This window comes from Streptomyces sp. NPDC046122 (assembly GCF_056429965.1).
This window is the reverse complement of the sequence record NZ_JBWKLQ010000001.1, coordinates 828,220-850,430: the sequence shown is the minus strand read 5'-3', so window position 1 is coordinate 850,430 and position 22,211 is coordinate 828,220. Positions and strand designations below refer to the sequence as shown.

18 protein-coding genes are annotated in these 22,211 nt (G+C 71.7%); 8 read left to right on the top strand and 10 right to left on the bottom strand.

Annotated features, from left to right (window positions below; genetic code table 11):
* Positions 1–76: 76 nt before the first annotated feature.
* The gene (locus AC07FK_RS03690; RefSeq protein WP_479102174.1) at positions 77–502 is read right to left on the bottom strand and encodes a VOC family protein; all 426 of its coding nucleotides are present in this window, start codon (positions 500–502) and stop codon (positions 77–79) included.
* Positions 503–550: 48 nt separating this feature from the next.
* Between AC07FK_RS03690 and AC07FK_RS03685 the strand changes: the two genes are divergently transcribed.
* Together AC07FK_RS03685 and AC07FK_RS03680 are read left to right on the top strand one after the other, a co-directional pair.
* On the top strand, positions 551–1,252 hold the full coding sequence (locus AC07FK_RS03685) for a nucleoside/nucleotide kinase family protein (protein WP_479102172.1): 702 nt from the start codon (positions 551–553) through the stop codon (positions 1,250–1,252).
* A 118-nt stretch (positions 1,253–1,370) separates the two neighbouring features.
* Entirely contained in the window at positions 1,371–2,447 is a 1,077-nt protein-coding gene (locus AC07FK_RS03680) for a M24 family metallopeptidase (protein WP_479102575.1), read from the top strand.
* Positions 2,448–2,509: 62 nt separating this feature from the next.
* On the opposite strand, the gene treZ is transcribed toward AC07FK_RS03680, so the two are convergent.
* Both treZ and AC07FK_RS03670 read right to left on the bottom strand, forming a co-directional pair.
* Entirely contained in the window at positions 2,510–4,264 is a 1,755-nt protein-coding gene (gene treZ, locus AC07FK_RS03675) for a malto-oligosyltrehalose trehalohydrolase (protein WP_479102171.1), read from the bottom strand.
* Positions 4,265–4,334: 70 nt separating this feature from the next.
* A complete protein-coding gene (locus AC07FK_RS03670; RefSeq protein ID WP_479102169.1) occupies positions 4,335–5,297 on the bottom strand; it encodes a GNAT family N-acetyltransferase in 963 nt (320 codons plus the stop codon).
* Positions 5,298–5,440: 143 nt separating this feature from the next.
* On the opposite strand from AC07FK_RS03670, the gene AC07FK_RS03665 reads away from it, so the two are divergent.
* Positions 5,441–5,989 carry an FHA domain-containing protein gene (locus AC07FK_RS03665; RefSeq protein ID WP_479102167.1) on the top strand — a complete coding sequence of 183 codons (549 nt, stop codon included), beginning with the start codon at positions 5,441–5,443 and terminating at the stop codon, positions 5,987–5,989.
* Between the two features lie 200 nt (positions 5,990–6,189).
* Here the strand turns inward: AC07FK_RS03665 and AC07FK_RS03660 are convergent, their stop codons facing one another.
* The 5 genes from AC07FK_RS03660 to treY form a co-directional block, all read right to left on the bottom strand.
* Positions 6,190–8,400 carry a tetratricopeptide repeat protein gene (locus AC07FK_RS03660; protein WP_479102165.1) on the bottom strand — a complete coding sequence of 737 codons (2,211 nt, stop codon included), beginning with the start codon at positions 8,398–8,400 and terminating at the stop codon, positions 6,190–6,192.
* 9 nt (positions 8,401–8,409) lie between these two features.
* Positions 8,410–9,087, bottom strand: coding sequence for a DapH/DapD/GlmU-related protein (locus AC07FK_RS03655; protein WP_479102163.1), 678 nt, complete (start codon positions 9,085–9,087; stop codon positions 8,410–8,412).
* Positions 9,084–9,872 carry an alpha/beta hydrolase gene (locus tag AC07FK_RS03650; protein ID WP_479102162.1) on the bottom strand — a complete coding sequence of 263 codons (789 nt, stop codon included), beginning with the start codon at positions 9,870–9,872 and terminating at the stop codon, positions 9,084–9,086. Before AC07FK_RS03650 ends, AC07FK_RS03655 begins: the two co-directional genes overlap by 4 nt.
* Positions 9,854–10,765 (bottom strand): glycosyltransferase, encoded by a 912-nt coding sequence (locus tag AC07FK_RS03645; RefSeq protein WP_479102161.1) that lies wholly within the window; start codon positions 10,763–10,765, stop codon positions 9,854–9,856. Before AC07FK_RS03645 ends, AC07FK_RS03650 begins: the two co-directional genes overlap by 19 nt.
* Positions 10,766–10,902: 137 nt before the next feature.
* Positions 10,903–13,266, bottom strand: a complete 2,364-nt coding sequence (gene treY / locus AC07FK_RS03640) for a malto-oligosyltrehalose synthase (RefSeq protein WP_479102159.1) — start codon at positions 13,264–13,266, stop codon at positions 10,903–10,905.
* 81 nt (positions 13,267–13,347) lie between these two features.
* Between treY and AC07FK_RS03635 the strand changes: the two genes are divergently transcribed.
* Positions 13,348–14,592: an MFS transporter gene (locus AC07FK_RS03635; protein WP_479102157.1), complete on the top strand. Its 1,245-nt coding sequence runs from the start codon at positions 13,348–13,350 to the stop codon at positions 14,590–14,592.
* Here the strand turns inward: AC07FK_RS03635 and glgX are convergent.
* A complete protein-coding gene (glgX, locus tag AC07FK_RS03630; protein ID WP_479102155.1) occupies positions 14,546–16,663 on the bottom strand; it encodes a glycogen debranching protein GlgX in 2,118 nt (705 codons plus the stop codon). The genes AC07FK_RS03635 and glgX overlap by 47 nt on opposite strands.
* Positions 16,664–16,850: 187 nt before the next feature.
* On the opposite strand from glgX, the gene AC07FK_RS03625 reads away from it, so the two are divergent.
* The 4 genes from AC07FK_RS03625 to AC07FK_RS03610 all read left to right on the top strand — a co-directional run bounded on the left by AC07FK_RS03625 (position 16,851) and on the right by AC07FK_RS03610 (position 21,284).
* Entirely contained in the window at positions 16,851–17,708 is an 858-nt protein-coding gene (locus AC07FK_RS03625; protein WP_479102154.1) for a Tat pathway signal sequence domain protein, read from the top strand.
* Positions 17,709–17,781: 73 nt separating this feature from the next.
* A complete protein-coding gene (locus AC07FK_RS03620; protein WP_479102152.1) occupies positions 17,782–19,095 on the top strand; it encodes a copper amine oxidase in 1,314 nt (437 codons plus the stop codon).
* Positions 19,096–19,204: 109 nt separating this feature from the next.
* Entirely contained in the window at positions 19,205–20,449 is a 1,245-nt protein-coding gene (locus AC07FK_RS03615; protein ID WP_479102150.1) for an SAV2148 family HEPN domain-containing protein, read from the top strand.
* Between the two features lie 112 nt (positions 20,450–20,561).
* The gene (locus tag AC07FK_RS03610; RefSeq protein ID WP_479102148.1) at positions 20,562–21,284 is read left to right on the top strand and encodes an exonuclease domain-containing protein; all 723 of its coding nucleotides are present in this window, start codon (positions 20,562–20,564) and stop codon (positions 21,282–21,284) included.
* Positions 21,285–21,324: 40 nt separating this feature from the next.
* Here the strand turns inward: AC07FK_RS03610 and AC07FK_RS03605 are convergent, their stop codons facing one another.
* Positions 21,325–22,188 (bottom strand): phosphotransferase enzyme family protein, encoded by an 864-nt coding sequence (locus AC07FK_RS03605; RefSeq protein ID WP_479102146.1) that lies wholly within the window; start codon positions 22,186–22,188, stop codon positions 21,325–21,327.
* Positions 22,189–22,211 lie beyond the last annotated feature (23 nt).

The window sequence follows — 22,211 nt, the reverse complement described above, 5'->3', positions numbered from 1 at the left end:
CGCCGACGCCGCCCAACCCCCGGCGCGCCCCGCACCGCGAACCGGTCCCGCGCGCAACGCTACGGGCATCCCGCCGTCAGGGGCCGTCGGCGCGGGGTCGGCCCGTGTCGGCCTGGACCGGCTGCAGGAGGTCCCAGCGGTTGCCGTACAGGTCCTCGAAGACCGCCACCGTGCCGTACGGCTCGTGGCGCGGCTCCTCCAGGAAGCGGACGTCCGCGGCCGCCATCCGGGCGTGGTCGCGGGCGAAGTCCTCGGTGTGCAGGAAGAAACCGACCCGCCCGCCCGTCTGGCCGCCCACCCGCGCGAGCTGCTCGTCGTCCTTCGCGCGGGCCAGGAGCAGCCCCGTACCGCCGGCCGCACCGGGCGGGCGGACGACGACCCAGCGGGAGCCGTCGCCCCGGTCCGAATCCTCGACCAGTTCGAAGCCGAGAGCCCCGGTGTAGAAGGCGACGGCTTCGTCGTAGTCGCGGACGACGAGGGTGACGAGAGCGATGTGCGGCATGGGCTTCTTCCTACCCCACGCCGACCCCTCGCGACGCACAATGCCCCCATGGAACCGCACCGCCTCGTCGACCGCGCCCGCCGCCTCGCCGTCCCCGGCCGCCGCCGCGTCCTCGGGATCGCGGGTCCGCCCGGGGCGGGCAAGTCCACCCTCGCCGCGCACCTCGTCGACCGGCTCGGCGGACTGGCCGTACTCGTCCCGATGGACGGGTTCCACCTCGCCGGGGCCGAGCTGGAACGCCTGGGGCGTACGGAAAGGAAGGGCGCCCCGGACACGTTCGACGCCGCCGGATACGCCGCCCTGCTCGCCCGGCTGCGCGCCCCCGGGACGCCGGACGCCGTCGTCTACGCGCCCGCCTTCGACCGGGCGGTCGAGGAGCCCGTGGCCGGGAGCATCGCCGTGCCGGGCCCGGCCGACGTACCCCTCGTCGTCACCGAGGGCAACTACCTGCTGCTGGACGAGGAGCCCTGGGCGGGCGTACGGGACCTGCTCGACGAGGTGTGGTTCCTGGACCTCGACCGGGACGAGCGGGTACGCCGCCTCGTCGACCGGCACGAGCGGTTCGGCAAGCCCCGCCCGGCCGCCGAGCGCTTCGTGCACACGTCGGACGAGGCCAACGCGCGCCTCGTCGCCGCCGGCCGCCACCGGGCCGACCTCGTCGTCACGCTCGCCCCGGATTCCACCCCGGATCCGACTCCGGATCCCACGGGGAAACCGGCTCGCGGGGTCACCGGCCGCCGGGCAGGATGAGGCCATGTCCTCCGCCCCGCAGCCCGCCGCGCCCGCCCCGCCGCCGCCCGCCGGTCCGTCGGCGGCCGCCTCCGCCTCCCCGCCCGCGCCCTTCACCGCCGACGACTACGGCGCCCGCATGGACCGCGCGGCCCGGGCGGCCGCCGACGCCGGCCTGGACGGCGTACTCGTCGCCCCGGGGCCCGACCTGGTCCACCTCACGGGCTACCGGCCCCCGGCGGTCACCGAGCGGCTGACGCTGCTCGTCCTGTCCGTCGAGCAGGAACCCGTGCTCGTCGTGCCGACACTGGAGGCGGCCGACGCCGAACACGCCCCGGGAGCCGCCGCGCTGACACTGCGCGACTGGACGGACGGCAGGGACCCGTACGCCGCCGCCGCGCCGCTCCTCGACGTCGCCGGCCGCTTCGCGGTCAGCGACAACACCTGGGCGATGCATCTGCTCGGCCTCCAGAAGGCCCTGCCGAGCACCTCGTACGTCTCGCTGTCCTCGGCCCTGCCCATGCTGCGGGCCGTGAAGGACGCGGCCGAGCTGGCGCGCCTGGAGGCCGCGGGCGCGGCGGCGGACGCGACGTACGAGGAGGTTCTCAGGATCCGCTTCTCCGGGCGGCGCGAGACCGAGGTGGCCGCCGAACTCTCCCACCTGCTCACCCAGTTCGGTCACGAGCAGGTGGACTTCACCGTCGTCGGCAGCGGTCCGAACGGCGCCGATCCGCACCACGAGGCGGGCGAGCGCGTCATCGAGCGGGGCGACATGGTCGTCCTCGACTTCGGCGGCCTCAAGCACGGCTACGGCTCCGACACCTCCCGTACGGTCCACGTCGGCGAGCCGACCGCCGAGGAACAGCGCGTCCACGACGCCGTGCGGGAGGCGCAGCAGGCGGCGTTCGAAGCGGTGCGGCCCGGGATCGCCTGCCAGGAGGTGGACCGGGTGGCCCGCGCGGTGATCACCGAGGCCGGGTACGGCGAGCGGTTCATCCACCGCACCGGGCACGGCATCGGCGTCACCACACACGAGCCGCCGTACGTGGTCGAGGGCGAGCGGCAGCCGCTCGTGCCCGGGATGTGCTTCTCCATCGAGCCCGGCATCTACCTGCCCGGCCGCTTCGGCGTGCGCATCGAAGACATCGTGACCGTCACGGCGGACGGCGGCCGCCGCCTCAACACGACGGCCCGCGAGATGGCCGTCGTCGACTGACCGCCGCGCCGCCGGCGCGGTCAGCCGATGGGCGGGCGCGGTCAGCCGGCGGATGCGCGCGGTCAGCCGGCGGGCCCCAGCACGACGCCGGACTCCGGCGGCAGGCGCAGGAGCCCGTCGGCTCCCGGCGCGTCGACCGGCTCCCAGGCGGCGAGCACCCGGCTGAGGCCGTTGCGGCCGAGACCGATCGTGACGGGTTCCTTCGACAGGTTCACCGCGACGCGGATGTCGCCGCGCCGGTACGCCACCCAGCGCGCGTCCTCGTCGTACGCGACCTTGACCGCCGCGAGGTCCGGGTCGGCGAGGTCGGGCCGCTCCCGGCGCAGGGCGATCAGCTCGCGGTACCAGGCCAGCACGCGCGCGTGCGGCTCGTTCCCGGGCTCGGACCAGTCCAGGCAGGAGCGCTCCCTGGTACGCGGATCCTGCGGGTCCGGGATGTCCTCCGCCGCCCATCCGTGCGCCGCGAACTCCCGCCGCCTGCCCTCGCGTACGGCCTGGGCGAGCTCCGGATCGGTGTGGTCGGTGAAGAACTGCCAGGGGGTGCGGGCCGCCCACTCCTCGCCCATGAAGAGCATGGGGACGTACGGACCGGTGAGGACCAGCGTGGCGGCGCAGGCGAGCAGGCCGGGGGAGAGGGTGGCGGAAAGCCGGTCTCCGAGCGCCCTGTTGCCGACCTGGTCGTGCGTCTGGGAGTAACCGAGGAAGCGGTGCGCGGCCGTTTTCGTGCGGTCCACGCAGCGGCCGTGCACGCGTCCCCGGAACGTCGAGTACGTACCGTCGTGGAAGAACACCTGGGTCAGCGTCTTGGCGAGCGCGCCGAGGGGGGCGCGGGCGAAGTCGGCGTAGTAGCCCTGGGACTCGCCGGTGAGGGCGGTGTGCAGGGCGTGGTGGAAATCGTCGTTCCACTGCGCGTGCAGACCGAGTCCCCACGACTCGCGCGGGGCCGTCGTGCGGGGGTCCCCCTGGTCGGACTCGGCGATCAGGAAGAGCGTCCTGCCCACCTCTGCGGAGAGGGTGTCGACGGCCGCGGACAGTTCCTCCAGGAAGGTCAGCGCGCGCGTGTCGGCGAGGGCGTGGACGGCGTCGAGCCGCAGACCGTCGAGACGGAAGTCGCGCAGCCAGGCGAGCGCACTGTCCAGCAGGTACGCACGCACCTCGTCGGACCCCGGGGCGTCGAGGTTGACGGCCGACCCCCAGGGCGTGTGGTGCGTGTCCGTGAAGTACGGGCCGAAGAGGGGCAGGTAGTTTCCGGAGGGACCGAGGTGGTTGTGGACGACGTCGAGCACGACGCCCAGGCCCAGGGCGTGCGCCGCGTCGACGAAGCGCTTGAACCCCGCCGGGCCGCCGTACGGTTCGTGCACCGCCCACAGCGACACGCCCTCGTAGCCCCACCCGTGCGTTCCCGGGAAGGGGCAGACGGGCATCACCTCGACATGGGTGACGCCCAGCTCGGCCAGATGGCGGAGCCGTTCGGCGGCGGCGTCGAAGGTGCCCTCGGGGGTGTACGTACCGACGTGCAGCTCGTAGAGCACCGCGTTCGACAGCGGAGCGCCGCCCCGCCAAGCCGTCTGCCATACATGGGCGTTGTGGTCCACCACGGCGCTCAGGCCGTCCGGACCGTCCGGCTGGCGGCGCGAGCGCGGGTCGGGCAGGACGGGCCCGCCGTCCAGGGAGAAGCCGTACCGGGCGCCCTCACCCGCGTCGGCGTCGGCCGTCCACCACCCGTCCCGCGCCGGATCACGCTCCATGGCGTACGCTGCGCCCGCCAGCCGGAGCTCTGCCCGCCCGGCCTTCGGTGCCCACACCTCGAACAGCACTGGCGGCCCCTCTCGTCGACGATGCCGCCACCCATGGTGCGTCAGACGGGCATGATCCGCCGGTAAATCGTCAGCTCCACACCATATTGACCGCGCGCTCGAAATTGACGTACCCGGCGCGCTCGAACGACCTGGCCATCGGAACGTTGGCGAGGTCCGTCGCCGCGCGGATGCGGGGCACGTCCTGCGCGGCGAGCACACGGGTGCCCTCGGCGAGGATGTCGTCGATGTAGCCGTGGCCGCGGTGGGCGGGCGCCACGCCGATGTACGCGATGGTGTGGTGGTAGTTGTTGCGCGCGGGAATGACGAAACCGACCGGATCCCCGCCGTCCGGCAGTTCCGCGACACGCCACCAGTCACGCGGCGAGGAGTAGGCCGCGAACTCCTCCTCGAACTGCAGCTCGGCGGCCTCGCGCGGGCTCAGGCCCGTCGCCAGATCGGCCTGGCTGTGCGCGTCGAGCGTGCCCTCCAGGACCAGCGTCATCAGCGCGATGAGCTCCTCCTCGCCGTTCGGCTGCCGGAACGTCAGCCGCCCCGTGGGCTCCGGCACCGGCGTGCCGGGGCGCCATTCGAGACGCAGGCGCTCGACGAGCAGCCGCGCGCCGGTCCGCTCGAGAACCCGCATCCGGGCCTCGACCACGTCACGGGCCACCGCGTCGTCGCGCCAGTCGGCCGGGACGAACCGGCCGTACCCGGGGCGGGGCGCGCCGGTCGCGAGGACGGCGGCCGAAGCCGTTTCCAGCAGGCGCAGACCGATCTCACCGCGCTCCGGTTCCGTCAGCGTGTCGTCGAGGTCGAAGAAGTCGAGAGCCTGCGGCGGTTCGCCGGCCCTGGAGGTCCACCAGGAGAGGCGGGCCAGCACGCGGTCCCCGCGCAGCGCCACCCACATCCACTCCGGACGGCGGCGGCCGGTGGCGAGGTCGTCCGCGAGCTCGTGGTCGAGCACGTACGAGAGCCGGCAGAAGAGGTCGAGCTCCTCCGGCCCCGCGAGCGGTCGTACGGCCGGTTCGTGGTCCTGCGGTATGGCGGTCAAGCCGTCCCCCTGTGACGTATGTGTCCGCAGACAGTAACAATGATGATCCGGAGTGAGCAGGCGATCAGTCTGCGCAGGTCAGGTCGTACGGGATGAACCGTTCTTCTGGACACCCGCGCCCGGTCGGGCCGACAATCGGCTCTGTGACGTCGTCCTTCGAGTTCCACACGTATCCCGCGCGGCTGTCCGACGCCGAGCGCGACCGTGTTCTCGGGATGCTCCGGGAGGGCGCGGCCCAGGGGAAGCTGTCGCACGACACCTTCGTACGCCGCATGGAACTCGCTCTCGTCGCCCGCCGGTCCGACGAACTGGCCGTGCTCACCTCCGACCTGGAGACCGAGGGCCGCTGGACGCGGGGGCTGTTCGGCGCGGTGCGGCGGGCGTCGGCGTTCTCCGTACGGCTGCGCGGGGCGTGGCAGGCGGAGCGGCTGCCGAAGCTGCTGTTCCCCGAGCCGGGGCCGTACCCGCTGAGGATCGGGCGCGATCCCGCGAACGGACTGCGGCTCAGCCACGAGACGGTCTCGCGCGTGCACGCCGAGCTGACCGCGCGGGGCGGCGGGTGGATGCTGCGCGACCTCGGCTCGACCAACGGCACGTCCGTGAACGGGCGCAGGGTCACGGGGGCCGTCATGGTGCGGGACGGTGACCAGGTGAGCTTCGGCCGGATGAGCTTCCGGCTCTCCGCACGCTGACCCTCCGGGCACCGGGCTGCCGGGCGCCGACGACCTGGGCTGAAGCTGGCCGCCGGTTGAGGGTGGGGTTACCCGCAGGAGAGTCCGGCCGCTGGTACCAGTGACCACGAGAGGCCCTGACCGGGACGCTGATCAAGAAGCGAAAGCGTCCTCGGAGGGAAGAAACCATGCGGGGGCACGGCACTGTCGTACGGATCCGTTCACCGTACGGCCGGCCCTGCCGTACGGAGGGCCGCGCGTTCGAGGTCCGCGATCAGTGATGGGGGCAGCACGCCGTGTGCGGCGGAGCCGCACTGCAGAGCGCGGACGTAGTGCTCGTGCGCGGTGGCGGCGTCACCGTTCGCCTCCGCGCACCGGCCCGCGCCGGCCAGACTGTGGCACAGCCGCGGGTGCGCCGGCCCCAGAGCGGCCCGCTCCACCGCGACGGCCTGCTCGTAGAGCGCGCCGGCGCGTCGTCTGTCCCCCAGCTGTTCCAGGACCGTCGCCAGTCCCGTCCAGCTGCGAGCGGTGTGCGGGTGCACCGCCCCGAGCGTGCCGGTCCTGATGTGGACCGCCTTCGCGTAGCTGTCCCTGGCCTCCGGGAGCCTGCCCAGCAGCGCGTGGAGGCGGCCGAGGGAGTGGTAGGAGCGGGCGACTTCCGGGTGCGTCTCGCCGAACCGCCCCAGCCGCGACTCCAGAGCGCTCAGGTGCAGTTGCTCGGCCTCGTGCAGGCGCCCCAGGTCCGCCAGGGCGTTCGCGTACCCGGACTGCGTCCACACGATGTCGTGATGGGCGGGCACCAGGCCCTCGTAGATCCTGAGGGCTTCCTGGAAGTACCGCTCGGCGCCGGCGCTCCTGCCGAGGTCGCACATCACGTCGCCGATGCCGGTGAGGGCCCACGCGGCACAGCGGTCCTCGGGACCCGACGCGTCGCGCGACAGGCGGTACGCCTGGGCGTGCAGCCGCAGTGCCGTGCGGGGCGAGCCGAGTTCGGTCCAGGCGATCGCCAGGTCGTTGAGAGCCGCGGGCAGGAGCGCCGGATCGGCCCGATCGCCGAGCGCCCGGTAGATCTCACAGGCGGCTTCGAACAGCGGCAGGCAGACCTGCATCTCTCCGATGCTCCAGACGAACCGGCCGCAGGCGTGGGCCGAGTCAGCCAGCAGGACGTCGGCGAAGCCCAGCCGCCTGCCCTGCCGCACGACGGAGAGCACGTGCGAGAACAGCGGGGCCGCCTCGGCCCTGGCCGAGATGTCCCAGGGCCTCTCGGGGAACGTGCCGTTGATGACCCGCAGCAGGGCGCGCAGCGTCTGCTCCGCACGGTCGCCACCCACGCTCTCCCGTACCAGCGCCTGCACCAGGTAGTGCACGGACAGCGTGTCGCCCGGGCCGTCGGTCGACGCGAGCGAGTACCGGCGCAGACCCGCGATGCCCTCGTTGAACTCCAGGCCGCTCAGGCCCGTCGCCTCCCGAAGGAGTCGTACGGGGATGGCGGCGTGGTCCAGGAAGGAGGCGGACTCCAGGATGACGGACGAGGCGCCGCTGATCGACGCCGCGCCCTCGATCGCCGCGTCGACGGCCCGCAGCACACCGAACCGGTTGGTGCGCAGCAGACCCGAGCGCTCCAGGATGATCCTCGGGGACTCCTGGAGGTGCGCCAGGTACTCGGAGAATTCGAGCCGGGTGGCCTGGATGTAACTGGCCGCCTGTTCGAGCGCGAGAGGAAGACATCCCAGCTCGGAGGCGACCAGCCGCGCACTGTCCAGTTCGTTGCGTCTGCCGGTGCGGTCGACCAGATACGCCGAACTGGCCTGGATGGACGGGACGTCCACTTCGAGGACGCTGTCCTGGTACTCCTCCCAGATCGGATCGTTGGAGCTGAGGAGTACGTGGTTCTTGCGTGAGGTCTGGGGCAGCAGCGAGAACAACAGGTCGGAGTGGTTGGCGTTGTCGAAGATGAGGAGCCAGCGCCCCCTGTTCTCCAGCCACTGCTTGAGATCGTTGGCGATCGCCAACTGCGTGCGCTCGCGCTCCGGTTCGACCAGCCGCAGCGCATGGGCCAGTTCGATGAAGCTGGCCACCAGATCCTCCGGTGTGGTCGCGGTGACCCACCAGACGATGCGGTACTTCCTGCGGTAGCGGTGCGCGTACTGCGCCGACGCCTGGGACTTGCCGACTCCCGGCATGCCGACGAGGACGCAGACCCCCCGATGCTCCCGCCGCCTGGCCAGGACGGCCTTCCTTATGGCGGCGATCTGCTGGTCCTCCGCGATGAGGTTGTTGCGCACGGCCAGCGGCACGTAGTACGCCTCGTCCGATCTCCGGAACAGCCCGGACAGGGCGCGGACCAGTCTGTCCTGCAGGAGGGTGACGGCTCCGCCGACGACCAGCGTCCCCGCCGTGGTGATCAGCCAGAAGAGTGCGGAGTGCCACATGCGGGGCTCCTACAGGACGAACGAGGGGCCGAGACCGTCCTCCAGGACACCCCTGCCGTTCTTCGACCGCTTCCTGTACGCCTCGAAGGCGCTCACGGGCATGACCTGGTTGAAGCCCAGCACCATGGAGTCCGGCGGTACCGATTTCGTCAGGGTCGCCCCCGCTGCCACGTAACTGCCCCTGCCCAGGGTGATGCCGCCGACGAGGGTGGCGCCGATGCCGACCACGACGTCGTCCTCCAGGACCGGGGAGGGCTCGTCGCGAGACCAGTCGAGCGGGCGGTTGTACTTGTGGGCGATCTTCCCCATCATCGTCACGTTGTCGCCCATGACCACGCGCACCGGCACGAATCCCGCGACGCGGCAGTCGCGGCCGATGGAGACGTCGTCGTAGATCTTCGCGCCGTACAGCAGCATCGTGGCGTCACCCACCCGGCTGCGGGCTCCCAGGCGGACGTAGTCGTCGATGAAGACATCGGCACCCACCGTCGCTCCCTCGTACACCAGCACATGGCTGCCGATGACGGTACGGTCCCCGATCCGGGCCGGGGCGACCTCGTCGGTACGGGCGGCGGGCCGGTCCGTGTACCGGACGTTCAGCCGCTTGTGCTCCGCTCCCAGCACGCTGAAGTACCCGACGCTCACGTCGGCTCCCAGCTCCACCTTCCCGCGGACGAAGTCGCTCATGCCGCCTGCCCCCGCTCCGTGACCGAGAGCAGCCACCGCACGGTGGCGTCGACGACATCCGCCTGGCGCTCCAGGAAGCCGTGTCCGGCGCCGGGAAGCGGCATGAAGGTTCCCTGACCGGCCGACGCCATCGCGTCGGCCGTGTAGGGGAACGGCACGAGCTGGTCCGCCGTGCCGTGCGCGGCGAACACCGGAACGCGCAGACCGGTGAGTGCGTCCGTCAGGTCCGTGCGTTCCATCTCCGCCACGAGATCGCGGCCGAGCCTGAAGCCGTCGAGGACCACGTGATCGGTCTCGCCGGCGGCGAGCTGCCGCTGGGTCTGCTCATTGATCGCCGTCCTGGACCACTCCGTTCCCGGCCGGACGAACGTTCCACACGGATTGACGACCGGATTCCAGAGGGCCAGGGCGTGCACACCGGACACGTCGTCCGCGGCCAGAATAATGGCCGAAAGGGCACCGAAGCTCGTGGCGACGAGCAGAACAGGTACATCGCCTTTCGATTGGGCGAAAGCGTGTGCGGCCCTGAGGTCGTCGACTTCGCCCTGGATCGTCATACGGTCGGAGGTAATGGAACTGGCGCCGTGCCCGCGGTAGTCGAACCTCAGTACGTTGAATCCTTCTTGAGTGAGGCGCTGTGCCGTGCGCCGGTGCAGACCTTCGTATTCGTCCTTGTCCGCCATCAGGCCGTGACACATGATCACATGTGCGACGGGTGAATTCTTCGCCTCTTCCCAGATGTAGGAAAGTGAGTGGCCGTCGTCGGTCAGGATCTTCTCGGGCATGGCATCCCTGATTGTCTGAGCGTTCCGCTGGGATAGTCGATGTAGGGGAGTACGATGCGTATTCCCCGGCCGTAGACCTGGTAGTGGTAGTGCTGGTAAGGGGCGATACGCCCGAGGGCTTCCACGCTCGTGGTGTCCGCGTGCACGTCGTGCAGCAGGTTGAGCTGGTGCGTGATCGCGGAGATCCGGCGCGGGTGCAGTTCGGGGTGCTTGGACAGGCCGTTCGGGCTCTCACGGTACCGGTAGAGGTACTCCGGTATATGGCGTATCTCCTGACCGGTCGCGTGTGCCCGGACCACGAAGTCCGTCAGTTCGGCGCACGGCAGGCTCTCGTCGAACGCCCCGCCGTCCAGCAGGTAGCCGCGGGTGGCCGCCACCGGATGCCCGACGAAGATCGAGTGGAAGATGGGGTTGTACGGGCTGGCCCGGTAGTCCAGGTAGAGCTCGTAGTACGCCGTGGAGCAGATCCGCCGTAATCGACTGCGCATGTCCGGCGAGTACTTGACGGAGTTCGCGAACAGCACGGTGGCTGACGAATACCGCTCGGCCGCCCGTACGAATGCGTGCAGGCACGACGCGAAGAGCGAATCGTCGCCGTCCAGGAACAGCACCAGTTCCGCCGAAGCCGCCGCGGCCCCGGCATTGCGTGCGGCTCCGACCGTCGCCTCACCCGGAAGTCCCAGACGTCTGACGGAAAACCCGGCGGATCCCTGCGCCTCACTCCGCGGCGACGGCGCGAATTCGTCCGTTCTTCCTGCCTCGAGGACGAGGACGACTTCGAATTCGTCGGCTGGCAGCGTCTGAAGGGCGAGACTCCCGAGGGCGTGGCAGACCAGTCGTTCACTGATTCCGTGGGCCGTGACCACTACGGAGATCTTCGGGCGTCTCTTCATCGACCAGCCCTACAGGCGGGGAATCCGGGAACGAATAGGCGCCAACTATAGGGTCCTGTCCGACCGCCCGACAAGGCGTCGTACGAGCCATGCGCCGGGGCGGTGGCCGGTTGTCCGGCCGGCCACCGCCCGTGCTCCTACTCCTCTTCCGGCGCGCGCGTGAGCAGGGACACCGGGCGCTGTGCGAACAGGTCGGCGGCGCGGACCGTTCCCGTGAACGTGCGGGCCGGGGACAGGGCGTCCGTCCAGCGGCCGGCCGGGAGCGGCAGCTCCGTGTCGCGCCAGCCCCCCGCCTCCGCGAGGCGCAGGGACAGGCGCGTGACGGCCGTGACGGTCCGGCCGGAGCGGCAGAAGGCCACGCAGTGGTCCGCCGCCGGGCCCACCGGGGTGAGCGGCGTGTACGTCCCCGACTCGCCGAACACCTCGGGGAGCGCCCGCCGCAGCCCCAGCGCCGCCACCGTGACGGCGTACTTCTCCGTCGACAGGCTCTCGTCGTCGGCGGCGGGCGGCGTGAAGTCCACGGGGCGCCGGTTGTCCGGGTCGACCAGGGCGCGGAACTCCCGCTCCGTGCCCTGGTAGAGGTCCGGGACCCCCGGCATCGTCAGGTGCAGCAGCGCCGCCCCGAGCACGTTGGCCCGTACGTACGGAGCGAGATCCCGCGCGAACTTCGCCACCGTCTCGAACGGCGGCCCGGCCGGTCCCGCCGCCACGAAGTCGGCCACCGCCTGTTCGTACACCTCGTCCTGCTCGGTCCAGCTGGTGTGCAGCCCGGCCTCCCGCACGGACTTCAGCAGTGCGGCCGTCAGCCGCTCCCCGTCGGGCTCACCGAAGCCGAGGGCCGTCTGCCAGGCCGTCCAGGCGAGGTGGGCGTCGGGCCCGGGCACGGAGGTGAGCCCCGCGAGCAGCCGGGCCCAGCGCCCTGGGCACTCGGACAGCACCGCGATCCGCGCCCGCACGTCCGCGCTGCGCTTCGTGTCGTGCGTGGACAGTACGGTCCCGGTGGCCGGCCAGTCGCGCGCCAGCCGCGTGCAATAGGCGTGGAAGTCCGCCGCACTCACCCCGGGCGCCCCGGGGTCGCCGCCCACCTCGTTCGCGGACACCAGCGGCGTGTACCGGTAGAAGGCCGTGTCCTCCACCGACTTGGCCCGCAGCGCCGACGCCGTCTGCGCGAACCGGGCGCAGAACGCCGCCCGGTCCGGGCCGTCGCCCAGCCTCCCCAGCGCCAGATCCCGCACCAGGTCGACGACCGCGGCCTCCTCCCGCACCGCGAACCCCGCCTTCACCTGGCGTGCCGCCTCCATGGGGAGAGCCGCCTCGGCGCTCTCGGGACAGGGCCCGCCGGCCTTCACGTACGGGCGGTACACGGGAACGCGCACCAGCAGTTCCTGTACGGCTTCGCCCAGCGCCCACGGCGCGTAGTCGCGCAGGGCGGGATCCTCCGCACAGATCCGTTCGGCCGTACGGACGAGGTAGCGGGTCTCCGCCGCCAGCTCGTGCGTGAGCACCTTGTACGCCGATCGTCGTACCGTCGCTTCCCAGTAACCGCCGCGGTCGCCGGCCGGTCCCGCGAAGTCGCGGTAGTGGGAGGTCAGTTCCGCGGCGCCCACCGGGTCGGTGAACAATCCGTCGACGCGGTACAGGGCGTCGTACCCCGTCGTTCCCGAGACCGGCCATTCGGCGGGCAGCCGTTCAGGACCGGTCAGGATCTTCTCCACGACGGTCCAGCGGCCCTCGACCGCCTCGCCCAGGCGCCGCAGATACGCCTCCGGGTCGGCGAGACCGTCCGGATGGTCGATCCGCAGCCCGTCCACGACCCCGTCCCGCACGAGCTCCAGGATCTTCGCGTGCGAGGCGGCGAAGACCTCCGGGTCCTCCACCCGGACTCCGATGAGCTCCGAGATGGTGAAGAAGCGCCGGTAGTTCAGCTCGGTGCGGGCCAGCCGCCACCAGGTGAGCCGGTACCACTGGGCGTCCAGCAGCTCCCGGATCGGCAGGTGCGCCGTTCCCTCGCGCAGCGGGAAGGTGTGGTCGTAGTAGCGCAGGGTCTCGCCGTCGACCGTCAGGTCGTCCAGCTCGTCACCGATCCGGTGGGCCAGGACGGGCAGCAGCACCTTGCCGTCGCCGCCCTCCCAGTCGATGTCGAACCACCGGGCGTACGGCGAACCGGGCCCCTCTCTCAGCACCTCCCACAGGGGGCGGTTCAGGCTCTCGGGCGTCGGTACGGCCATGTGGTTGGGGACGATGTCCAGGATCAGGCCGAGGCCGTGCGCGCGGGCCGTACGGGACAGCGCGCGCAGTCCCTCCTCGCCGCCGAGTTCGTCCCGCACGCGCGCGTGGTCGACGACGTCGTACCCGTGCTGGGAGCCCGGCACGGCTTCGAGCACGGGCGACAGGTGCAGATGCGAGACCCCGAGTGCGGCCAGATGGGGCACCGCCTCCTCGGCGGCCGAGAAGGGGAAGTCGGAACGGAGCTGCAGACGATAGGTGGCGGTGGGCGTCATGCGAACGTACGTACCCGCATTGGGGGCTTTCGTGTCATCGGCCCATGCGTCCGTGTGATGACCCGCCCTTACGTTCACCTGATGCCCGGCACCCTGCACACCTATCGCAAGGTCATCGCCCTCACCGGACCCGTGCTGCCCGTCGTGTCGTTCCTGGGCAGGCTGCCCACGGCGATGTGCCAGCTCGGCAGCCTCCTGCTGGTCGCGGAGACCAGCGGCAGCCTCGCCACCGCGGGGCTCGTGGGCGGCGCCCTCGCGGCGGGTCAGACGGCCGGCGGGCCGCTGCTCGGCCGGGTGGCGGACCGTCACGGACAGCGCGAAGTCGTCCTGGTCGCCGCCCTCGTCAACGCGGTCGCCGTCGCCGCTCTGGTGCTCGCCTCCCTTGCCCATGCCGGCACGCTCCCGCTCGCGCTCGTCGGCGCGCTCGCCGGAGCGAGCGTCCCCCAGGTCGGCCCGCTGGCGCGCACGCGATCGGTCGCGATCGCCCGCAGGAACGGCGCCGACGAACGGCTCGTCGGCGCCGTCCTGTCATTCGAGGGAACGCTCGACGAGGTGTCGTTCGTCCTCGGCCCCGCCCTCGTCGGCCTCGCCGCGGCCGTCGCGCACCCCGCCGCCGCGCTGCTCGCGGCAGCGGGCCTGCTGGCCGTCTGCGGCACCTGGTTCGCCCTGCATCCGACGGCGTCCCGGGTACGCCCCGCGTCCCGCACGGCATCACCCGTACGGACGAGCCTGCCCGGAGCGGTGTACGCGCTGCGCGCCGCGATGGTGCTCCAGGGAGCCATGTTCGGCGCGTCGCAGGCGGGCATCACGGCGCTCACCGAGCGGCTCGGGCAGCCGGAACAGGCAGGGCTCGTCTACGCGGCCATGGGCGTCATGAGCGCCGCCGCCGGGCTCGCCATGGCTGCCGTACCGGAGAGGATCACCCTGACGGCCCGCTGGCGTGTCGCGACGGCCGCACTGATCGTGCTCTCCGTGCCGCTGCTCTTCGTGCGTTCCCTGGGGGCGCTGTACGCCGTCGTGGTCGTGCTCGGCGTCGCCTACGCCCCGCACCTGATCACGATCTCCGGCCTGACGACACGGAGTGTTCCGGGGAACCGGCTCGCCGAGTCGATGGCCTTCCTGACGAGCGGCGTCGTCGGAGGCCAGGCGCTCGCCCTGGCTCTCTCGGGCCGCCTCGCGGAGGGCGGCGGGGCGCCCGCGGCGTTCGGCGTCGCGGTGGCGGCGGCCACGCTGTGCGCCGTGCTCGCGTGGACCGTCCGCCCCGCCGCCTCCCCGGCTCCTAGGCCGGCCGCTGCAACACCACCAGACTGCGCCCGATCAGCGTGACGTGCTCACCCGCTCCCACCTTGGGACCGCTCCCGGGCGGCACCCCTTCGGGCTTCGCCGTGTCGACCACGACCTGCCACTGCTTCCCGTGGTTGACCGGAATGGTGAAATCGAGCTCCTGCGCGCTCGCGTTGAACATCAGCAGGAAGGAGTCGTCCGAGATCCGCTCGCCGCGCGGCCCCGGCTCCGAGATGGCGTGTCCGTTCAGGAAGACCGTCAGCGCCTTCGCGTGCGCGGCCTGCCAGTCCCGCTGGGCCATCTCCTTGCCGTCCGGCGTGAACCACGCGATGTCCGACAGATCGTCGTGCGTGCCCTCCACCGGACGCCCGTGGAAGAAGCGCCTGCGCCGGAAGACCGGATGGTCCCGCCGCAGCCACACCATCGCGCGCGTGAACGCGTGGAGCGAGCCCTCCTCGTCCTCCTTGTCCGGCCAGTGCACCCACGACAGCTCGTTGTCCTGGCAGTACGCGTTGTTGTTGCCGTGCTGCGTACGGGCGAACTCGTCGCCGTGCGACAGCATCGGCACGCCCTGCGACAGCATCAGCGTCGCGATGAAGTTGCGCATCTGACGCGTGCGCAGCTCCTGGATCGCGGGATCGTCCGTATCGCCTTCCGCGCCGCAGTTCCACGACCGGTTGTGGCTCTCGCCGTCCCGGTTGCCCTCGCCGTTGGCCTCGTTGTGCTTGTCGTTGTACGAGACGAGGTCGGCCAGCGTGAAGCCGTCGTGGCAGGTGGTGAAATTGATCGACGCGAGCGGCCTGCGGCCGTCGTCCTGGTACAGGTCGGACGACCCCGTCAGCCGCCCCGCGAACTCCGCGAGCGTCCGGGGCTCGCCCCGCCACAGGTCGCGCACGGTGTCCCGGTACTTGCCGTTCCACTCCGTCCACAGCGGTGGGAAGTTCCCCACCTGGTAGCCGCCCTCGCCCACGTCCCACGGCTCGGCGATCAGCTTCACCTGGCTGACCACCGGATCCTGCTGGACCAGGTCGAAGAAGGACGAGAGCCGGTCCACCTCGTGGAACTGCCTGGCCAGCGTCGCCGCCAGGTCGAAGCGGAAGCCGTCGACGTGCATCTCCGTCACCCAGTACCGCAGCGAGTCCATGATCAGCTGGAGCACGTGCGGCGAGCGCATGAGCAGGGAGTTCCCGGTCCCCGTGGTGTCCATGTAGTACCGGGGATCGTCGGCGAGACGGTAGTACGAGGCGTTGTCCAGGCCGCGGAAGGAGAGCGTGGGGCCCAGATGGTTGCCCTCCGCCGTGTGGTTGTACACGACGTCGAGGATGACCTCGATGCCCGCCCGGTGGAGCGCCCGTACGGCCGACTTGAACTCCAGGACCTGCTGGCCCCGGTCGCCCCAGGAGGCGTACGCGTTGTGCGGGGCGAAGAAGCCGATGGTGTTGTAGCCCCAGTAGTTGCTCAGACCGGAGTCGGCCAGCCGGTGGTCGTTGACGAACTGGTGCACCGGCATCAACTCGAGCGCCGTCACCCCCAGTTCCGTCAGGTGCGAGATGATCGCGGGATGCGCCAGCGCCGCGTACGTGCCCCGGAGCTCGTCGGGGAGGTCCGGGTGCATCATCGTGAGGCCCTTCACGTGGGCCTCGTAGAGGATCGTGCGGTGATAGTCCGTGCGCGGCGGACGGTCGTCACCCCAGTCGAAGTACGGGTTGACCACCACCGACGCCATGGTGTGCGGAGCGGAGTCCAGGTCGTTGCGCGAGTCCGGCTTGCCGAAGTGGTAGCCGTACACCGACTCGCCCCAGTCGATCTTGCCGCTGATCGCCCGTGCGTACGGGTCGAGCAGCAGTTTCGCGGAATTGCACCGCTTGCCCTCCTGCGGGGCGTACGGGCCGTGCACCCGGTAGCCGTAGCGCTGGCCCGGCATGATGCCGGGCAGGAAGGCGTGACGTACGAACGCGTCGGACTCGCGCAGTTCCACCGCCGTCTCCGAACCGTCGTCGTGCAACAGGCACAACTCGATCCGGTCGGCGGCCTCCGAATAGACAGCGAAATTGGTTCCGGCGCCGTCGTACGTGGCGCCGAGTGGGTAAGCCTCTCCCGGCCAGACCTGCATGCGATCGACTCTTCCACTTCTGATCCGGGTGCTGCGGGGCACTTCGCACAGATCTTCCCCGAAAGTGGGGCAACCTCCTAGGACTTCGGACCGTCCTACCGGGTGACCACGCATACCCGGTATGCCAGTTGCTGTCGCGCGTGACGCGCGGGGCGACGGTGGGCTCCGGGAGGAGTAGGGGGGCATCGTGCACAGGACAGTGCGCCGGCATCTGGGGAAGATGCTGGCGGGGACCGCGATAGCGGTGACCGGGACAGCGGTGATGATCGGGGTGACGCTGCCGGAGCCGGCGGGCGCCGCCGACGACACGCGCGGCGGGCGGACGGGGGCCGCCGCCGTCACCGGGACGGCCCAGGGCGAGCGCGGGGCCCCGGGCGAGCGGGACGGTGGGAGCGCGGCGGCGGGGCAGCCGCCCGCACCGGGCGTCGTGGAGGGCGCCCCGGCCGAGGGCGAGCAGGGCATCGGGCGGGACCCCCTGACGGACGCCGAGCTGAAGCGGGTGGAGAAGCTGGCGCTGACGCCGGCGCAGTTCGCCGCCGGCCGGGACGTCGACGGGGACCGGGGGCCGCAGCACCTGGCCACGAACCTCGGCGAGATCCAGCCGTCCGAGGTGGACGACGCGTCGCCGCCGCGCCGCGCCGAGGTCTCGTTCTACGACTACGGGCGCGACGAGCTCGTGACGAAGACGGTCGACCTCGCCACCGGCACGGTGGAGCGGACCGGCGTGCTCAAGGGCGTACAGCCGTCGCCGACCCGTGCGGAGAACCGCGAGGCCACGGAGCTGATCCTGGCGAGCCCGCTCGGCGCGGGCCTGAAGCAGGACTACCAGGACGCCATGGGCAAGCCGCTGACCTCGGCGGACCAGCTGTGGGTGAACGGCGGAATCTACCGGGCGGACCGGGAGGAGAACGTGCCGGCGGCGCTCGCGAAGTGCGGAGCCCACCGCTGCGTCCGCGTGACGTCCAAGGTCGTGAACGGACCCTGGATCGACACGCGCGATCTCGTCGTCGACCTGAGCGCGAGGACGGTCGGCCGTATCGGCTGACCCTCTCGACCCGCTCGACCGGCTCATCCTCTTCAGTCCCTTCCCGCACTTCCGTACGAGGGAGTTCATCCTCATGCACGTCAACAGAGCTTCTGGTGCCCGCAAGCGGGCCGCGGCAACCCTCGCGGCCACCGCTCTGCTCGGCACCCTCGCCGCCGCGGGCGGTTCCGCGGCCTCCGCGACGCCCCAGGCGGCGCCCCGGACGGCCCCCGCGCCGGCCCCGGCCGACTGCAGCGCGGCGTACCGCATCGAGCAGAAGCTCGACGGCGGCACGACCTGGCGCATGTGCTGGAACTACGACAGCGACGCCGGCCTGGTCCTGGAGAAAGTGACGTACCAGCCCAAGGGCGAACCCAAACCGATCCGCGTCCTGACGAGCGGCAAGCTCGCGCAGGTGCACGTGCCGTACGACAACGGCCAGGAGGAGTACGACGACCTCACGAGCTACGGCTTCGGGACGGGCCTGCAGGACCTGAAGCCCGCCGAGTGCCCGGGCGGCACGATCCGTACGGTCCGGGTCGCCGACATGGGCGACGTCAAGGGCATCTGCACGACCACGCGGGCGCGCGGGCACGCGTACCGCCTCGCCAGCGACGAGGGCACCAAGGTCTGGCAGGCCCAGGGCAAGGACCTGCTGGTCTACACGGTCAACAAGGTCTCCTGGTACGAGTACATCACCGAGTGGCGCTTCTCCTCCGACGGCACCGTCTCGGCCAACGTCGGCGCCACCGGCAGCCTCGCGCCCGACGACTACGACGCCACCGACGGCCGGGGCTGGCCGATCGGCAAGGGCGCGCGCGACTACGCCACCAGCCACAGCCACAACGTCTTCTGGCGGCTGAACTTCGGTCTCGACGGCAGCTCCAAGAACCGGGTCGAGCAGTTCGACTCGAAGGTCACCCCGCCGCGCGGCAACGGCAAGCCCACCACCAAGACCACCCGCACCCCCGTCACCAAGGAGCTCGCGGGCGACGCCAAGAGCATGCGGTGGTGGCGGATCGTCAGCGCGACCGGCAAGAACAAGGACGGCCACGCGCGCTCGTACGAGATCGTGCCCGGCAGCTCCAACAAGCACCCGGGGCGCAGCTTCACGCAGCACGACGTGTACTTCACGAACTACCGCAAGTGCGAGCAGTTCGCCAGCAACAACATCCGCGACTGCGGCAGCGCGAACGCGCCGGACAGCGTGGACAAGTGGGTGAACGGCGAGGCCCTGAAGAACCCGATCACCTGGGTCAACATCGGGTTCCACCACATCGCCCGGGACGAGGACCAGCAGCCGATGCCGGTCCACTGGCAGGGATTCCAGCTCGCGCCCAGGGACGTAACCGCTATGAATCCGCTCACTCCCGCCGATCTCGCAGGACAGAACGGGCATTACGAATAAGGGAGTTGGGAAAGGAGCCTGTCGATCCGGCTGCACCGCCTCCCGCTCCCGGAGTACCCTTCCTTGATCGTTGGAGACGGGGCTTCCAGGAGCTGAAGGCGGTGCGTGGGTGAGCTCGGGAGGGCTGGAACTGCCCCCCGGTGACGCGGGTCACGAGGGGGGTTCCGCAGGCGTCCCGCCCGGAGCGGTGTCGGTCGCGCGCCCGATGGAGATCGGGGCGGAACTGGACTGGGGCGCGGACGCCTGGAGCGAGGTGCGCACCCGCGCGCAGCGGGCCGGCCGGGCCTACATCTGGCTGAACCTCGTGGAGCAGCGGCTGCGCGCCGTCGTGTCCGCCGTGCTCCGGCCCGTCTACGAGCCGGTGCACGGTGAGGACGAGTGGGTGGTGGCGGCCGCCGGACCCGCGGGTCAGGAGTGGGTGCAGCGCGCGGTCGCGGTGCGGGAGGTGTCGCGCCGCAAGGGCTATCTGCTCGACCCGGCCGACGACAACGTCATCAGCTTCCTGACGCTGCCGCAGCTGCGCGAGCTCATGGTCCAGCACTGGCCGTGCTTCGAGCCGTACTTCGACGACCGGCGCGACGTCGAACTCGCCCTGGACGAGCTGGAGGTCACCCGTAACGTCGTCTCGCGCAACCGGGCGCTGTCCGAGGCCGTGCTCGCCCAGGCCGAACGGGCCTCCGCGCGGCTCCTGGAGATCCTGGGCAGCGGCGCCGGCGTGCAGTCCTCCGGCCGGCTCCGGGTGGACGCCGTCGAAGAGCTCGTGGGGGACCGGTACGCCGATGTGGTGAGCGTCCACCCGGACCGGGTGCGCCTCCAGCGCCAGCTGCCCGCCGAAGACCTGTTCGGCGGCGCGCGGCGGCTCGACGCGATCGGCATAGGACTGAACCTCCTCGTCCAGAACTTCTCCGGCAGGCGCCTGGTCCGGCTGGCCGAGTCGGGCTGCCGCATACGCCTGCTGTTCCTCAACCCGGCGAGCAGCGCGGTCAAACGGCGTGAGCGGGAACTCGGTATCAAAAAGGGCGAGTTGAGCCGCTCGGTGGAGATGAACATCCTGCACATGCGGCGGGTGCGCTCGAAGCTCCGGGACCCGGGCGCGTTCGAGATCCAGGTCTTCGACGAGACGCCGCGCTTCACGGCGTACCTCGTGGACGGGGACGGCTCGGACGGACTGGCCGTCGTCCAGACGTACCTGCGCAAGGCGCGCGGCATGGAGGCGCCGGTGCTGGTGCTGCGCGGTGGCGGGCGCGGGGTGGTCCGGCACGGGCAGGACGGCCGGGACGCCGAACACGGGCTTTTCGAGACGTACCGGGAGGAATTCGAAGCCGTGTGGGTGGACTCCCGGCCCGTGTCCTGAAGTCGGCGCGGACCGCCTCGCCACCGGGCTCCGAGGGCGTTGTCAGTGGTGCGTGCGAGGGTGGTTCTCCACCGGGGAGCTTCCGGGGGAGCATCACGAAGGAGGTCCCACGATGGGATGGCACGGGGAACCGCTGGTCGGGTTCGACCTGGAGACGACCGGCACGGAGCCGCTGGAGGCGCGCATCGTCACGGCCGCGATCGTCGGCGTGCAGGGCGGCGAGGTGACCCGGCGGCGCGACTGGCTCGCCGACCCGGGCATCCGCATCCCCGCGCAGGCGTCGGCGATCCACGGCATCAGCAGCGAGCGGGCCGGTGCGGAGGGCAGGCCGGCCCGTGAGGTGGCCGACCAGATCGCGGAGACCCTGACCGGGTACTGGGCGCGAGGGGTGCCGGTCGTCGCCTACAACGCGGCGTTCGATCTGACGCTGCTCGCCGCCGAACTGCGCCGATACGGGCTGCCGTCCCTGAGCGAGCGGCGCGGGGGCGCCGGCCTCGGACCGGTCATCGATCCGTACACGATCGACCGCGCCGTCGACCGCTACCGCCGGGGCAAGCGGACGCTGGAGGCGGTCTGCGCCGAGTACGGCGTGGTGCTGGACGGCGCCCACGAAGCCTCGGCCGACGCCCTGGCGGCCGTCGGGGTGGCCCGTGCGATAGCCGAGCGCCACCCCTCGATCGCGGCGCTGAGCCCGGAGGAGCTGCACGACCGGCAGATCGGGTGGTACGCCGACTGGGCCGCCGGCTTCCAGGAGTTCCTCCGCAAGAAGGGCACCCCGGACGCGGTCATCGACCCCCGGTGGCCGCTGCGGGAGCCGGCCCCCGTCGCGCTCTGACGCTCAGTACCCGCGCTCCGCCGCGCGCAAGGCCCTGCTCTCAGAACGGGTACCAGCGGACCTCGGGGTCCCCGTCGCGCAGGGACGCCACCCGCCTGCGGAACTCGGCCGCCGCCGCCGGGCTGGACGGGGCGTGCTGGGCCACCCAGGCGCAGCTGGCCGTCTCGCGGGCGCCGCGCAGCACCGCGCAGCCGGACCATTCGCGTACGTCCCAGCCGTACGCCGCGGTGAACGCGTCGTACGCGTCGGGCGCCAGGCCGTACCGGTCGCGCGACAGCGCCATGACCACCAGGTCGTGCTCGCGGAAGTCGGCGGCGAAGGTCTCCAGGTCCACCAGGACCGGCCCCTCCGGGCCGACATGGACGTTGCGGGGCAGCGCGTCGCCGTGGATCGGGCCCTGCGGCAGGTGAGGTATGAGCGCGGCCGACGCCGCCGCGAAGCCGTCCCGCCGCTCCCGCAGGTACGCCGCGTCGGCCGGGTCGATCGCGTCCCCCGCGAGCCGCAGCCACCGCTCGACGCCGCCCAGCAGCTCCCGCCGGGGGAGAGGAAAGGACGGCGCGGGCAGGGCGTGGACGACCCGCAGCAGCTCGGCCAGGTCCCGGGCACCCGCCGGCCGTACGGACTCGGGCAGCCGGTGCCACAGCGTCACCGGGTGGCCGTCCACCACGCGGGGTTTCGGCTCGGCGGCCCGTACGGCGGGGACGCCGGAGGAGGCGAGCCAGGCCGCCACGGCCAGTTCGCGCTCGGCCCGCGCCGCCAGCTCGGGGTCGCGGCGGCCGACCTTGACGACCAGGGCGCCGGCCGCGAACACCGCGTTCTCGCCCAGCGCCAGCAGCGGTGCGTCGTCGGGGGAGGCGGGGAGCCCGGCGCCGGCCAGGACCTCGCGTGCTCGTGTCTCGTCCATGACCACGGATTCTCGCATTCCCG

What these genes read in the sequence shown, in the direction of transcription:
- AC07FK_RS03690 (WP_479102174.1), bottom strand. Translation starts at nt 502, where the DNA reads ATGCCGCACATCGCTCTCGTCACCCTCGTCGTCCGCGACTACGACGAA.
- AC07FK_RS03685 (WP_479102172.1), top strand. Translation starts at nt 551, where the DNA reads ATGGAACCGCACCGCCTCGTCGACCGCGCCCGCCGCCTCGCCGTCCCC.
- AC07FK_RS03680 (WP_479102575.1), top strand. Translation starts at nt 1,371, where the DNA reads ATGGACCGCGCGGCCCGGGCGGCCGCCGACGCCGGCCTGGACGGCGTA.
- AC07FK_RS03660 (WP_479102165.1), bottom strand. Translation starts at nt 8,400, where the DNA reads ATGTGGCACTCCGCACTCTTCTGGCTGATCACCACGGCGGGGACGCTG.
- AC07FK_RS03655 (WP_479102163.1), bottom strand. Translation starts at nt 9,087, where the DNA reads ATGAGCGACTTCGTCCGCGGGAAGGTGGAGCTGGGAGCCGACGTGAGC.
- AC07FK_RS03650 (WP_479102162.1), bottom strand. Translation starts at nt 9,872, where the DNA reads ATGCCCGAGAAGATCCTGACCGACGACGGCCACTCACTTTCCTACATC.
- AC07FK_RS03645 (WP_479102161.1), bottom strand. Translation starts at nt 10,765, where the DNA reads ATGAAGAGACGCCCGAAGATCTCCGTAGTGGTCACGGCCCACGGAATC.
- treY (WP_479102159.1), bottom strand. Translation starts at nt 13,266, where the DNA reads ATGACGCCCACCGCCACCTATCGTCTGCAGCTCCGTTCCGACTTCCCC.
- AC07FK_RS03635 (WP_479102157.1), top strand. Translation starts at nt 13,348, where the DNA reads ATGCCCGGCACCCTGCACACCTATCGCAAGGTCATCGCCCTCACCGGA.
- glgX (WP_479102155.1), bottom strand. Translation starts at nt 16,663, where the DNA reads ATGCAGGTCTGGCCGGGAGAGGCTTACCCACTCGGCGCCACGTACGAC.
- AC07FK_RS03620 (WP_479102152.1), top strand. Translation starts at nt 17,782, where the DNA reads ATGCACGTCAACAGAGCTTCTGGTGCCCGCAAGCGGGCCGCGGCAACC.
- AC07FK_RS03610 (WP_479102148.1), top strand. Translation starts at nt 20,562, where the DNA reads ATGGGATGGCACGGGGAACCGCTGGTCGGGTTCGACCTGGAGACGACC.
- AC07FK_RS03605 (WP_479102146.1), bottom strand. Translation starts at nt 22,188, where the DNA reads ATGGACGAGACACGAGCACGCGAGGTCCTGGCCGGCGCCGGGCTCCCC.